This window comes from Thalassobaculum salexigens DSM 19539 (genome assembly GCF_000423805.1).
In the GTDB taxonomy this organism is placed as follows: Bacteria; Pseudomonadota; Alphaproteobacteria; order Thalassobaculales; family Thalassobaculaceae; genus Thalassobaculum; species Thalassobaculum litoreum.
Window position 1 is genome coordinate 280,687 of record NZ_KE384095.1, and the last position, 12,807, is coordinate 293,493.

General features: G+C 66.5%; 10 protein-coding genes and 1 tRNA gene. 5 read left to right on the forward strand and 6 right to left on the reverse strand.

Annotated features, from left to right (window positions below; all coding sequences use genetic code 11):
* The first annotated feature begins 226 nt into the window (after positions 1–226).
* The gene (locus G578_RS27635) at positions 227–835 is read left to right on the forward strand and encodes an HNH endonuclease (protein ID WP_038015660.1); all 609 of its coding nucleotides are present in this window, start codon (positions 227–229) and stop codon (positions 833–835) included.
* Positions 836–1,011: 176 nt separating this feature from the next.
* Here G578_RS27635 and G578_RS0121695 read toward each other — a convergent pair whose 3' ends face one another.
* The 3 genes from G578_RS0121695 to G578_RS0121705 are packed head-to-tail and all read right to left on the reverse strand — an operon-like array spanning position 1,012 to position 7,627.
* Positions 1,012–2,271, reverse strand: a complete 1,260-nt coding sequence (locus G578_RS0121695) for an MFS transporter (protein WP_028796013.1) — start codon at positions 2,269–2,271, stop codon at positions 1,012–1,014.
* The gene (locus G578_RS0121700) at positions 2,268–2,702 is read right to left on the reverse strand and encodes a hypothetical protein (protein WP_139189363.1); all 435 of its coding nucleotides are present in this window, start codon (positions 2,700–2,702) and stop codon (positions 2,268–2,270) included. Before G578_RS0121700 ends, G578_RS0121695 begins: the two co-directional genes overlap by 4 nt.
* Positions 2,699–7,627: an NAD-glutamate dehydrogenase gene (locus G578_RS0121705; RefSeq protein ID WP_028796015.1), complete on the reverse strand. Its 4,929-nt coding sequence runs from the start codon at positions 7,625–7,627 to the stop codon at positions 2,699–2,701. Before G578_RS0121705 ends, G578_RS0121700 begins: the two co-directional genes overlap by 4 nt.
* A 314-nt stretch (positions 7,628–7,941) precedes the next feature.
* On the opposite strand from G578_RS0121705, the gene G578_RS0121710 reads away from it, so the two are divergent.
* Positions 7,942–8,688 (forward strand): hypothetical protein, encoded by a 747-nt coding sequence (locus tag G578_RS0121710; protein WP_169400899.1) that lies wholly within the window; start codon positions 7,942–7,944, stop codon positions 8,686–8,688.
* On the opposite strand, the gene G578_RS29775 is transcribed toward G578_RS0121710, so the two are convergent.
* Complete coding sequence (locus G578_RS29775; RefSeq protein ID WP_139189365.1) at positions 8,609–9,274, reverse strand: helix-turn-helix domain-containing protein; 666 nt, start codon at positions 9,272–9,274, stop codon at positions 8,609–8,611. The genes G578_RS0121710 and G578_RS29775 overlap by 80 nt on opposite strands.
* A gap of 321 nt (positions 9,275–9,595) precedes the next feature.
* Here G578_RS29775 and G578_RS0121720 point away from each other — a divergent pair, with 321 nt between their 5' ends.
* Positions 9,596–10,156 (forward strand): SDR family oxidoreductase, encoded by a 561-nt coding sequence (locus G578_RS0121720; RefSeq protein WP_028796017.1) that lies wholly within the window; start codon positions 9,596–9,598, stop codon positions 10,154–10,156.
* A gap of 87 nt (positions 10,157–10,243) precedes the next feature.
* Here G578_RS0121720 and G578_RS0121725 read toward each other — a convergent pair.
* Positions 10,244–10,318: transfer RNA gene (locus G578_RS0121725), tRNA-Gly, on the reverse strand.
* 145 nt (positions 10,319–10,463) lie between these two features.
* Positions 10,464–11,018, reverse strand: a complete 555-nt coding sequence (locus G578_RS27640; protein ID WP_051245149.1) for a putative pterin-binding protein — start codon at positions 11,016–11,018, stop codon at positions 10,464–10,466.
* Positions 11,019–11,224: 206 nt separating this feature from the next.
* Here G578_RS27640 and G578_RS0121735 point away from each other — a divergent pair, with 206 nt between their 5' ends.
* Together G578_RS0121735 and trxA are read left to right on the forward strand one after the other, a co-directional pair.
* Positions 11,225–11,764, forward strand: a complete 540-nt coding sequence (locus G578_RS0121735) for a prolyl-tRNA synthetase associated domain-containing protein (protein WP_028796018.1) — start codon at positions 11,225–11,227, stop codon at positions 11,762–11,764.
* A gap of 111 nt (positions 11,765–11,875) precedes the next feature.
* Complete coding sequence (gene trxA, locus G578_RS0121740) at positions 11,876–12,793, forward strand: thioredoxin (protein WP_028796019.1); 918 nt, start codon at positions 11,876–11,878, stop codon at positions 12,791–12,793.
* Positions 12,794–12,807: the final 14 nt, after the last annotated feature.

Below are 12,807 nucleotides of genomic sequence, written 5' to 3' on the forward strand. Positions count from 1 at the left end.
CCACCGCGAGGGGCCTTGCGGGGACCATAAAACTGTAACAACATATAGATATATAACGCCTCGAAGCCTGGCACGAACTCCCCACTAAATGGGCGGTCACTGCGATGCGAAGCGACTGGGACGACAAGATGTTGTGGCAAAACATGCGGCAAAGCGCTGCGTGGCATGCCGCTGCTCTCCCTAGTCGCGCGCCGCGTGCCCTGCCGAGAAATCGGAGGAGCACGCGGTGACGGGGCCGGACGCAGCACCCGCGCTCGTCCTCAATGCCGATTTCCGGCCGCTCTCCTATTTTCCGTTGTCGCTCTGGTGCTGGCAGGATGCCGTCAAGGCGGTGTTTCTCGACCGGGTGAACATCGTCTCCGAGTACGACACGACCGTGCGCAGCCCGAGCTTCGAGATGCGGCTGCCCAGCGTGATCGCGCTGAAGGAATACGTGCACCAGTCGCGCCGTCCGGCCTTCACCCGGTTCAACGTGTTCCTGCGCGACCGTTTCTCCTGCCAGTACTGCGCCGACCGCTTCCCGACCCAGGAGCTGACCTTCGACCACGTCATCCCGCGCTCGCGCGGCGGGCGGACGAGCTGGGAGAACGTGGTCACCGCCTGCGGCGCCTGCAATCTGGTGAAGGGCAACCACATGCCGCGCGATATCGGCATGATCCCGATCACCGCGCCGAAACAGCCCACCGCCTACGAGCTGCAGCAGAGCGGCCGCGGCTTCCCGCCGAACTACCTGCATGAGAGCTGGCGGGACTACCTGTACTGGGACATCGAGCTCGACCACGACGACGCGCCCGAGGGCCTCACCCGGATCACGGCGACCTCGCCGGCGTTCTGAGAGCCCCTCTTCCTCCCACCCTTCTCACACTCCCCTCACACACTCCCCGGACTTGTTCCGGGGCGAGCCCAAGTGGAATGCGGCGCGTTTCACGCCGATTCCCGAGCGCCCGCCCAAGCGTCGCCGCTTACCCTGGAATGAATCCGGGGAGTGTATTTGGTGGAGAGGAAAGCCCCCTACCGCTCCTCGCGCACCGTGGTGAGCAGCGCGAGGCCGGCCACCAGGAACAGCACGATCGTCGCCATCCCCGCCCGCTGGCTGTCGAAGGCCAGCGTCGCCCAGCCCAGCAGCAGCGGGCCAGCGAAGTTCGTCGCCTTACCGGAAAGAGCGAACAGACCGAACATCTCGGCGCGCTGATCCGGCGGGGCGAGCTTGGCCATGTAGGTGCGCGAGGCCGCCTGGGCCGGGCCCATGAAGGTCCCCAGCGCCATGCCGATCCCCCAGAACCAGGTCTTGTCCGGCGCCAGCAGGGCCGCCACTCCGAACAGCACCAGCCCGATCAGCGCCAGGAAGATCGTGCGCTTCGGCCCGATCCGGTCGTCGAGCCAGCCGAAGGCGGCCGCCCCGATGCCGGCGGTCACGTTCAGCGAGATGCCGAAAATGATGATCTCGTCGAACGCCATGCCGAAGGTGCCGGCGGCGTAGATCCCGCCGAAGGTGAACAGGGTGGTCAGCCCGTCGGCATACAGCATCCGCGCCACCAGGAACCGGGTCACCGGCTGGGACCAGCGCAGGCGGCGCAGGGTGGTCCAGATCCGCTTCAGCCCGTCGCCCACCGCCTCGTCCAGCGCCTCATTCTCCCGCAGCCGGGATTCCGGCACGAACAGAAGCAACGGCAGGGAGAAGACCGCGAACCAGACCGCCACCAGGATGAAGGTCGCGCGCACCGGCTCCTCGGCCTCGGTGCCCATGCCGAAGGGTGGCGGATCGGCCTGGATGAAGCCGAACAGCGCCACCACCAGGCAGGCGAGCCCGCCGAAATAGCCGAGCCCCCAGCCCAGCCCGCTGACCCGGCCGATCTTGTCGGGCGGCGCCACCTCCGCCAGCATCGCGTTGTAGAAGATCGTTGCGAATTCGAAACCGAGCGTGGCGACGATCACCAGCGCCAGGGCCCGGGTGATGAAGGACGGATCGGGCTCCACGGTCCACAGCGCCGCCGACGCCACGATGCAGACCAGGGAGAACACCGCGAGCCAGGGCTTGCGCTTGCCGGTGCGGTCGGCGATCGCCCCCAGCACGGGGCTCAGCAGGGCGATGCAGACGGCGGCGATGGCCGTCGCGTTGCCCCACAGGAAGGTGCCCGTGGTTTCGTCCGGCGCCACCGCCTTGGTGAAATAGGCGGCGAAGACGAAGGTGGAGATCACCGTCGGAAACGCCGAATTCGCCCAGTCGTACAGGCACCAGCCGATGACCGGCGCACGCGGGAGGCGGCTCATCTCATTCCCAGCCAATCCTCGGCGTCCTCGACGGAGAAAAAGATTCGGAACACGGACCCCGGATAGTCGAAGCTGACCGCCCGGGCGAGCTTGGTCAATAGGGTGTCGCGCAGCACGATCGCCACCCGGGTGCCGGCGTCGCGCCCCATGGCGAAGCGCTTCCAGGCGCTCGACACGTCGCGCAGGCCGCGCCAGCCGTATTTCCCCTCGCCGGTCAGCTCGCGGGCGTCCACCAGGGTGGCGCAGTCGAGCACCTCGGGGTGGCGGTGCCAGATCTCCGGGACGCCGTTGGACAGATCGTCATCGGTCACCCCACCGCACAGACGGATGATCAGGACCAGCCGGCGATAGTCGACCTCCCACGAGATCCGGCCGCCGGGAACCTCGCCCGTGGCCACGCTCGCCGGATGCGCCGTACCCTCCGGGCTCATCGCGACAGCAGCGCCCGCATCTGGCCGTTGGCCACGGCAAGCATGGCCAGATCGACATGGTCGGCGGAGCGGATGTCGTCGAGCAGCCGGTCCGCCCGATCCACATCGTCCACGCGGTCGGCGCTCCAGGCGGTGATGGCGGCATCGGTGGCGGCGACGTCGCCATTGCCGACGGCCGCAGTGTCGGGGGCCTTCTTGCCCGCCGCCTTCTTGGGTTTCGTACCCGATCCGCGGCCGCCCGCATCCACATGGCCGAGCACGTGCTGCGCCAGCTGGCTCTGGTGCTGGTAGAAATCGTCCACCAGGGCGTTGACCGCCAGCTTCTGCCAATAGGTATCGGCCGCCAGTTCCGAGGCCCGGTCACGCAGCCAGTCGAGCGAGAAGCGCGCACCGACCTTGAAGTAGACGATGGCGACCGTCCGCACCTCGGATTTCGAGGCGAGGGCGAGCCGGACCACGTCGCAGGCCGAGGACAGGGCCTCCAGGGACGCAATCTCGTGGGCGAGGTCCTTTGGCACGCCCTTCTCCTCTAGCTCGGAACAGACCAGCCTCAGGTCGTCGCGCTCAACATCGCCAATGACCTCGACGAGGCAGCCCTTCAGGGCGCTGACGCCGGGCTCGAACTCGTTGACGTGGCTGGCGATGTCGAGCGGACGGCGGCCGTTGCGCAGGAACCACAGGGTCTCGCGCTCGACCAGCCGCTGGATGTCCAGCAGCATCCGGGTCTGCAGGGCGGCCGGCACCTTGTTGTCCAGGGCCTCGATGGCGTCCCAAAGCCCGCGCAGTCCGAACACGTCGCGCACGACGGTATAGGCGCGGGCGATCTCCGCCGGCTTCGCGCCGGTCTGCTCGTGCAGGGTGTTGAGGAAGGTCGCCCCGACCCGGTTGATCATCGAGTTGGTGACCGTGGTGGCGATGATCTCCCGACGCAGGCGATGCTCCATGATCGCCTTGCCGTGCTTGGCGCGCAGCCGCTCCGGGAAGTACAGTGCCAGATCCTCGGCCAGGGCCGGGTCGTCCGGCAGGTCGCTGTCCAGCAGGTCGTCGTACAGCTCCATCTTGGCATAGGCCAGTAGGACGGCCAGTTCCGGACGGGTCAGTCCCTTGCCGGCGGTCACCCGGTCGGCGATGGCCTCGTCGTCCGGCAGGAACTCGATGCGCCGGTTCAGCTTCAGATGGCCGCGCTCCAGTTCCCGCATCAGCCGGCTCTGGGCATCGATCAGCGACAGCCCCTTGTGGGAGGCGATGGAGAGCGCCTGGGTCTGGTCGTAATTGTCCGCCAGCACTAGCTCGGCCACGTCGTCGGTCATCGCCTCCAGCAGCTTGTCGCGCTGCTTCAGGGTCATGTCGCCGTCGGACACGATCGCGCCGAGCAGGACCTTGATGTTGACCTCGTGGTCGGAGCAGTCGACGCCGGCGGAGTTGTCGATGGCGTCGGTGTTCAGCTTCACGCCCCGCAGCGCCGCCTCGATCCGGCCCCGCTGGGTGACGCCGAGATTGGCGCCCTCGCCCAGCACCTTGGCGCCGATCTCCTTGGCGTCGATCCGTACCGGGTCGTTCGCCCGGTCGCCGACATCGGCGTTGCTCTCGCGCTCGGACTTGATGTAGGTGCCGATCCCGCCGAACCAGAGCAGATCCACATCGGCCTTCAGCATGGCGCGGATCAGCTCGCTCGGCGGTACCGAATCCTCGGTCATGCCGAATGCCTTCTTGATCTCCGGGCTCAGCTTGATCGACTTGGCCGAGCGGTCGAACACGCCGCCGCCCTTGGAGATCAGCTTGGCGTTGTAGTCGGACCAGCTCGAGCGCGGCAGCTCGAACAGCCGCTGGCGCTCCTTGAAGCTCCTGGCCGTATCCGGGTCCGGATCGACGAAGATGTGCAGGTGGTTGAACGCGCCGACCAGGCGGATGTGCTTGGACAGCAGCATGCCGTTGCCGAACACGTCGCCCGACATGTCGCCGCAGCCGACGACCGTGAAGTCCTCGCTCTGGGTGTTGTGGCCGAGCTCGCGGAAATGCCGCTTCACGCTCTCCCAGGCACCGCGGGCGGTGATGCCCATCTTCTTGTGGTCGTAGCCGGCCGAGCCGCCCGACGCGAAGGCGTCGTCCAGCCAGAAGCCGTAATCCTGGGACACGCCGTTGGCGATGTCGGAGAAGGTCGCCGTGCCCTTGTCGGCGGCCACCACCAGATAGGGGTCGTCGCCGTCGTAGCGCACCACATGCCTGGGCGGAATGATGTCGGGGCCGGAGATGTTGTCGGTGATGTCGAGCATCCCGCGCATCAGCGTCTTGTAGCACTCGATGCCCTCGGCCTGGACCTCCTCGCGGGTGCCGCCGACCGGCGGGCGCTTGACCACGAAGCCGCCCTTGGAGCCGACCGGCACGATGACCGCGTTCTTGACCTGCTGGGCCTTCATCAGCCCGAGGATTTCGGTGCGGAAGTCCTCGCGCCGGTCGGACCAGCGGATGCCGCCGCGCGCCACCTTGCCGCCGCGCAGATGGATGGCCTCGACCCGCGGACTGTAGACCCAGATCTCCACCATGGGGCGCGGCAGGGGCAGGTCCTGGAGCGACTGGCTGTCCAGCTTGAAGGAGGTGTAGCTCTTCGGCTCGCCGTCCTCGCCCATCTGGTAGAAGTTGGTGCGCAGGGTGCTGCGGATCAGGTTCAGGAACCGGCGCAGGATGCGGTCCTGATCCAGGTTGGCCACGTCGTCGAGGGCGGAATGGATCTTGTCCTCGAGCCCCTCGACCGCCTTCGTCCGGTCCTGTTCGGCCGCCGGATCGAAGCGGGCGGCGAACAGCTTCACCAGCAGACGCGCGATCGGCGCATAGGCCAGCAGCGTCTCCTCCATGTAGTCCTGGGAGAAGGTGAAGGCCGCCTGGCGCAGGTATTTGGCGTAGGCGCGGATGACGGTGACCTCGCGCCAGGTCAGCCCGGCGTTCAGCACCAGGCCGTTGAAGCCGTCATTCTCCATCCGCCGGTCCCAGACGGCGGCGAAGGCCTCCTGGAACGGCGTCTTGATGGTGGCGAGATCGCACTCGGTCTCGGCGCGCAGCCGCATCTCGAAATCGTGCATCCAGATCGGGTGTTCCAGGCCGCCGCCCTCGATCTCGAACGGCACCTCGGAGAGCACGCGCACGCCCATGTTCTCCAACATCGGCATGACGTCGCTGAGCGGTACCGGCTCGCGGCCGTGGAACAGCTTCAGGTGCAGGACGTCTTCATCCACCCCGATCGGCCGGAACAGGTTCATGCCGAGCGTCTGGTCGGATCGAATCTCCTCCATGCGCTCCATGTCGAAGATCGCCGCATGGGCGGGGTAGGCTTCCTTGTAGGCGGTCGGAAAGGCCGGCCCGTATCGCCGCAGCAGCTTCTGGGAGCTCTCCTCTCCCTTGTCGGCGACCAGGGCGTCGTGGAGCTTGTCGGCCCAACTCCGCCCGGCATCGATCAGCCGCTGCTCCAGCTCGTCGAAATCGACCTTGGGGATCTCGCCGCGGGTGGTCCCGATGATGAAATGCAGGCGCGCCAGAACGCTGTCCGACATCAGCGTGTAGAACGCCGTCACCTCGCCGTTGAAGGCCGTGGCCAGGATCGCCTGGAAGCGCTGCCGCAGCTGGGTGTTGTAGTGGTCGCGCGGCACGAAGACGAGCGCACTGACGAAACGCTCGAACGCGTCACGGCGCACGAACAGCGCCGTCTTCTGGCGTTCCTGCAGGTGCAGGATGCCGATCGAGATCTCGAACAGCTCGTCCTCGCTGGCCTGGAACAGCTCGTCGCGGGGATAGGTCTCCAGAATGTTGACCAGCGCCTTGCCGTCGTGGCTGGCCGGGCGGAAGCCGGCGCGCTCGACGATCTTCTCCACCCGCCGGCGCAGCAGCGGGATCTCCTTCGGGCTTTCGTTATAGGCGACCGAGGTGAACAGGCCGATGAACCGGTGCTCGCCGACCACCTTGCCGGACTTGTCGATCTTCTTGACGCTGATGGAGTCGAGCGGCACCGGCCGGTGCACGGTGGAGACCTTGTTGGCCTTCATCACCAGCAGCGGCGTCGGGTCGAGCAGGAAGCCCTGCACCTGCTCGGGCAGCGCCGAGATGTCGCGCAGACCGTCGAACACGCTGACCTCGGGCGACCGGATGATGCCGAGGCCGCTCTTCTCGACCACCTCCATGCGGAGCTTCTTGCCGGTGGTCTTGTAGTCGTACTGGCGGTAACCGAGGAAGGTGAAGTGATTGTCCTCGATCCAGCGCAGGAAGGCGCAGATCTCGGTCAGATCGTCCTTGCTCGCGGCCTTCGGCGGCGCCTTCTCCAGCTCGGCGATGACGTCGACCATGGTCTTGCGCATGGTGCGCCAGTCCTCGACGGCGGCGCGCACGTCCTTCAGTACCTGGGCCAGGTCGGCCTCGATTTCGGCCAGCGCCTCGGAGGAGGTCTGTTCCGACACCTGGAGGTGCATGAAGGATTCACCGGCGGCGCCCTGTGCCCCCGCATCCTCCTTCAGCAGGGACGTCACCACCCCCTTGTCGTCGCGTACGACCCGCAGGATCGGGTGGATGACCAGATGCACCGTCAGGTCCCGCCGGTTCAGGGCGGCGGTGACGGAATCGACCAGGAACGGCATGTCGTCGTTGACGATTTCGATGACCGTGTGGGTCGACTGCCAGCCCACTTCCTCGAAACGCGGATTGTAGGCCCGGATCCGGGCCTGGCCCGGCTTGCGTTCGCGGCCGTAGGTCCAGATCGCGATCGCCGCGCCGAACAGGTCCTCGACCTCCTCGTCGATCAGGTCCTGCGGTGCCACGTTGGCGAAGAACTGACGCACGAAGGTCTCCGCCGTCTCCGCCTTGGCTCCCTGCAATCGCGCGAGAACCAGGGCGCAAACGGCATCGATCTTCTCCAGCTTCAGGGTCTCAGTGCGGTTGCGCATAGCGGTCCCCCCTTAGAAATTCGGTCGCCAGCGAGCCTATCAGAACGGCCGAACTACCGGAAACAATTCAGGGATTATGGATATTTACGGGTCGGGGCCTCCATCGGACACGCGCGCCGCGGTTTTTTCTTTGGCTGTCTTCCGTCTATCAAAAATTGATAGAATAGATAGGAAACTGATCAAATATTGATTGGATTTCTTCACCTGCGATAAAGTTCAGCGTTTGCCGAATCCGAGTCAATACGTCGCACGGTTGTTTGTTTCTCTTTCAGGTGACGGCTGGCCCGGATGCCCATTCGCCAATGGAGGATCAAATGCAAAGAACTCGACTGCCCCAGGCCTTGGCCGGAACGATCATGGGTGACCTCATCGCCGAGGGTCAGCGCGCGCTGGCCCGCCACGGTGCGGAAATGACCATCCACGGCGACTTCGCGGCCTTCGCGAACGTCGACCGGGATACCGCCATCGCCTTCCCGGGATATTTCAACGAGACCACAAACGCCGACCGTGGAATGTGCGTCCTGATCCACAAGGACGGAGAGACCATCGGCACCTATGCCTGCGGGCTCTACCTGCCGGTCGACACCATGGCCGAGTACATCGACGAGATCGGCCTGCACAACGCCTGCGCCAAGCCCGATATCGAGATCTTCGGGACGGTGCGCGAGTGGTTCGAGGCGATGGAAGGGCCCTCGGCCTTTTCCGGCGGCATCTGGGTGCGCCCGGATCTTCGGGGCACGGATCTGTCCAGGCTGCTGGTGCCGTTCCTGCCGATGATCGGTCGCAGCTTCGCGGTCGATGTCTGGGATGCCAAGCACGTCTTCTTCATGGTGCCGGAGATCATCATGAAGAAGGGCATCGCGGAGCGGTACCGGCCGCTGTTCCTGGAGCCGGGCGCCACGTGGCACTACACCACGCCGCCCACGCCCCTCTGGTTCGGCTACGCGGCGCCGGTGCAGATCATGAAGGATGCCCTGGACTTCATCTCCAAAGGTCCGGACGTCCTAGTTCCGACCAAGACACCACAGCCTGCCGTCCAGCATGCCGAACTGGTACGCTGAGCACGGTGAACTCGAGGTCGCCGCGGCGGCAATACGCAAGGTTCGGCTCATTGGCGATGATCGATCGCCAATAGCGTTCTGAGGCGGACACCGCCACGTCCTGATCCGCGAGCTCCATCAGGGGGCGTCCGACCATGTTGTTGGACGCCCACCGGAGCCCGTGACCGAGCAGGCCGATCCGCAGCCCGCCGTCGTCGCCGACATTGACGCTGGACATTCTGTCGGTCGCCCCGCCGAGGCGGCGCACCAGATCCTCCAGATCTTGAGTTTCCATCGACTGGGCCCACAGCCGGGTCAGACTGGTGAACCGTCCGGGCATGCGCCGGATCAGCTCGGCCGGCAGCGCGACCGTGATCAGCGGATCCAGCTCGCCCGGCGCCTTCGGCCGGTCCAGCGCCCCCTCCGCCGCCAGCGCGGTGGCCACCTTGTCGATCGAGCTGCGCCTGGCCTGAATCGCACCGTTCTGCGCCAGCATGCGGTAGACCGTCGCCTCGCCGAGGCCGGCCGCCACGGCCAATCGCTCGCGGGTCCAGTTCAGCCGCGCCAGCGCGGCCCGCAACGCCTCGCCTGTCAGGTAGTCGTCCATGGGACGAGACTACATCCAGCGGCTGAATTTTTAAATATGATAGATGGATGATCGGTTTGACTTGGCTAAAAATCGGCATAGATCAAAACCTGATCGATTTTCGATAGGCAGAATGCAATTATATCGCTAGTCTGATGTCTCGATACTCGCGCATGGCAGAACAGGTGACGGATCGGACACATGCCTCCATCGGATGACAGAGTTGGCGGCGGTGCCGGTCCCGGCACCTCGGGGCCGCAGGATCTCGATACACTCTTTGATTTCACCCGGACCCTTGCGCCCCCGCGCGGCGCGGCCGGCGCGGGAGCCTCGCGCGCCGACATGTCGCGTGCCGACGTCCTGCGCGGTCACGGGCTGCCCGTGGGGCTCACCGTCCCCTCGATCCAGCTTGCCCATGCGCTCGAGCTGCTGACCCGGCGCCCGCGGCGGACGGATCCACGCAGCCCGGATCAGGACTTCCCGGAGGACCCGGACCTCGCAGAGGACGCCGAGGAGGCGCGGCGCCTGGTGGCGGATGCCCTGGCCTCGCTTGCCGGCTCGTCCGGGCTGAGCGTTCCGATGGGCGCCCTGACACAGTCGCCGGCGCCGACGGCCGTCGATCCGGAGGTGGAGGCGGTGTTCGTGGAGTTCGACATGGCGCGGGAAGCCTGGAAGGCGCTACCGCCCTCGGCGGAGGCCTGGCAGCCGCACCCGGACGTGGACCGGTATCTCGCGGCGGAGGATGCGGTCCTGAACCTGACGGACGGCAACGCCGTGGTGCTGAGCCGCCAGGCCGGTCTGCTGCTGGAGCTGGCCGACGAACTCGCCGACCAGATGGGGCCGGCGGCGGCGAACGCGATCGCCAATGTCGCCCAGGGTCTGCTGCTCAGGCTGCGTCGCTGACACGAATGCCCGGAACGCGCCGGTAGCCCCGTGGTCGCCACGGGTCCCCCGGTGGGGGACTGATACACCGTCGATGTGCAGGAAAATTGGAGCGGGCGATGAGATTCGAACTCACGACCCCAACCTTGGCAAGGTTGTGCTCTACCCCTGAGCTACGCCCGCGCTCCGTCGAGGCCGCGGATAATACCGGCGGATCGCACGATTGCAAGAGCGATTAACGCCTTTTTCCACGGATTTTTTTTGCCCCCGAAATATGGCTAAAACCCAAGCGTTTTCAAATAGCTATGGCACGGCTCGCGGCGCAGGCTCACTCGCCGGCAGCGATTTTGATATGAAAGACGGCCCAGGCGAGGCCGGAGTCGTCATCCGCCGTCTGACCCTCGTAACTGCCGGCCGGGAACGCCAGCCATACGGGACCTCGCCCGCCCAGGGCCAGCGGCTTCCCGCCCTGGGACGTGGCCAGCACGAAGGTTCCGGCGCGCACCTCGGCGATCTTGAAGGACGGGGCATAGCCGTCGACGGCCTGGACCAGCACCTCGCTGCCCGTCGCCCCGACGAGGTCGAGCACGGCGGCGAGCGTCGGACCGCTGACGGTCACCGGCCCGGGCCAGTTCGGATATCCGATCTCGACCGTCTTCTGCGGCAGCGCGGCCAGATCGTCCAGCGTCAGCGCGTAGGCTTTCTCGAACGTCTCCTGCAGCGTGCCGAACAGCACGTCGGAGAACGGGTCGAAGGGTCCGCGGTTGGTGTTGTCGATGGCCCCCGTCACGGTGAGGACGACCGGGCCGGCGGCCCGGGCCGGGGCCGACAGGGGCAACAGGACGATCAGGGCGGCGAGAAGGGCGAGGGCGACACGGCGCATGGGACACTCCATCCGAGCAGGAACACCGAATTCGGGTCGTCCCAGGATAGCACGCCCCGCGGCAGACGCAGACCGTTCACGGCTTCCCGCCGGCGCGGCGCGGCGCGAAAACCCTCCGGTGCTGCACCCGGAGCGCAAAATGCGCTAGACAAGCCCATCACACACCGCGACAAGCCACCGAAACCGCGCATACCGGAGCTTCCCAGATGGCCGAAAGCGAGACGCCTACCTCGCCCGAACTGCCCACCTCGCCCGAGACGCTGCTGGCCCGACTCGACGCGCTGGACATCGCCTACGACTTGCACACCCACCCGCCGCTGTTCACGGTGGAGGACAGCAAGGCGCTGCGCGGCGACCTGCCCGGGGGGCACTGCAAGAACCTGTTCCTGCGCGACCGCAAGGGCGCCATGTGGCTGGTGGTCTGCCTGGAGGACCGGCGGATCGACCTGAAGGCGCTGGGCGCCCTGCTCGGTGGCGTGCGCCTGTCCTTCGGCAGCGCGGACCGGCTGATGAACACCCTGGGGGTGATCCCGGGCGCGGTGTCGCCGTTCACGCTGATCAACGACACCGAGACCTCGGTCACCGTGATCCTGGACAAGGAGATGATGGGCATCTCGCCCCTCAACTATCACCCGCTGTCGAACGAGATGACCATCGCCGTCACGCCCGACGCCCTCACCCGCTTCATCGAGGCCTGCGGGCATACCCCGCAGATCCTCGACCTCTCCGCCGCCTCTGGCGATTGAGCCTCGGCGGCCCCAATTTCAGGGCGCGGCGACGAAAATCGCCCCCCTTCACCCTTGTCGCGACACGGTCGCACTTTAGATAGTCACTCCCAGAACAGAGGAACGCAGCAGATGGAACCGATCCTGGGCGCGGCGCAACCCGGCGGACAGACCGGAGAGGCCGCAATCGTCGATGCGACCACGGCAACCTTCATGGCCGAGGTGGTCGATGCCTCCATGCAGATGCCCGTGCTGGTCGATTTCTGGGCACCGTGGTGCGGCCCCTGCAAGCAGCTCACCCCCGCGCTGGAGAACGCCGTTCGCAAGGCCGGCGGCTCGGTGAAGCTGGTCAAGATCAATGTGGACGAGAGCCCCGAGATCGCCGGCCAGCTGCGCATCCAGTCGATCCCCACGGTCTACGTCTTCAAGGACGGCCAGCCGGTCGACGGCTTCCAGGGCGCGGTTCCCGAGAGCGAGATCACCGCGCTGATCGAGCGGGTCGGCGGTGCCGCCGGCCCGTCGCCGATCGAGCAGGCCCTGGAGCAGGCGGACCAGCTCATGGAGGCCGGCGATCACCAGCAGGCGGGCGCCGTCTATCAGCAGATCCTCCAGCACGAGCAGACCAATCCGGCGGCCCTCGCCGGGCTGTTGAAGTGCCTGCTCGCCGATGGGCGGTCGGATCATGCCGAGAAGGTGCTGGAGCAGATCCCCGAAGACGTGAAGGCCGACAAGGCCGTCCAGGCGGTGATCGCCCAGATCGAGTTGGCGAAGGAAGGGGCCAAGGCCAGCGCCGAACTCGACACCCTGCGCGCCAAGGTCGAGGCCGATCCGAAGGATCACCGCTCGCGCATCGACCTCGCCGCCGCCCTCTACGCCACCGGCGACCGCGCGGGCGCGGTGGAGCAGCTTCTGGAGAGCATCCGCATCGACCGGAAGTGGGAGGACGAGGCGGCGCGCAAGCAGCTGCTGAAATATTTCGAGGCGATGGGCCCGACGGACCCGGTCACCGCCGACGCGCGGCGCCGTCTGTCCTCGCTGTTGTTCTCCTGAACCCGGGGAAAGGA

Coding starts and splice junctions, on each gene's coding strand:
- trxA (WP_028796019.1), top strand. CDS start 11,876: ATGGAACCGATCCTGGGCGCGGCGCAACCCGGCGGACAGACCGGAGAG.
- G578_RS0121720 (WP_028796017.1), top strand. CDS start 9,596: ATGTCGCGTGCCGACGTCCTGCGCGGTCACGGGCTGCCCGTGGGGCTC.
- G578_RS0121700 (WP_139189363.1), bottom strand. CDS start 2,702: ATGAGCCCGGAGGGTACGGCGCATCCGGCGAGCGTGGCCACGGGCGAG.
- G578_RS27640 (WP_051245149.1), bottom strand. CDS start 11,018: ATGCGCCGTGTCGCCCTCGCCCTTCTCGCCGCCCTGATCGTCCTGTTG.
- G578_RS29775 (WP_139189365.1), bottom strand. CDS start 9,274: ATGGACGACTACCTGACAGGCGAGGCGTTGCGGGCCGCGCTGGCGCGG.
- G578_RS0121695 (WP_028796013.1), bottom strand. CDS start 2,271: ATGAGCCGCCTCCCGCGTGCGCCGGTCATCGGCTGGTGCCTGTACGAC.
- G578_RS0121705 (WP_028796015.1), bottom strand. CDS start 7,627: ATGCGCAACCGCACTGAGACCCTGAAGCTGGAGAAGATCGATGCCGTT.
- G578_RS0121735 (WP_028796018.1), top strand. CDS start 11,225: ATGGCCGAAAGCGAGACGCCTACCTCGCCCGAACTGCCCACCTCGCCC.
- G578_RS0121710 (WP_169400899.1), top strand. CDS start 7,942: ATGCAAAGAACTCGACTGCCCCAGGCCTTGGCCGGAACGATCATGGGT.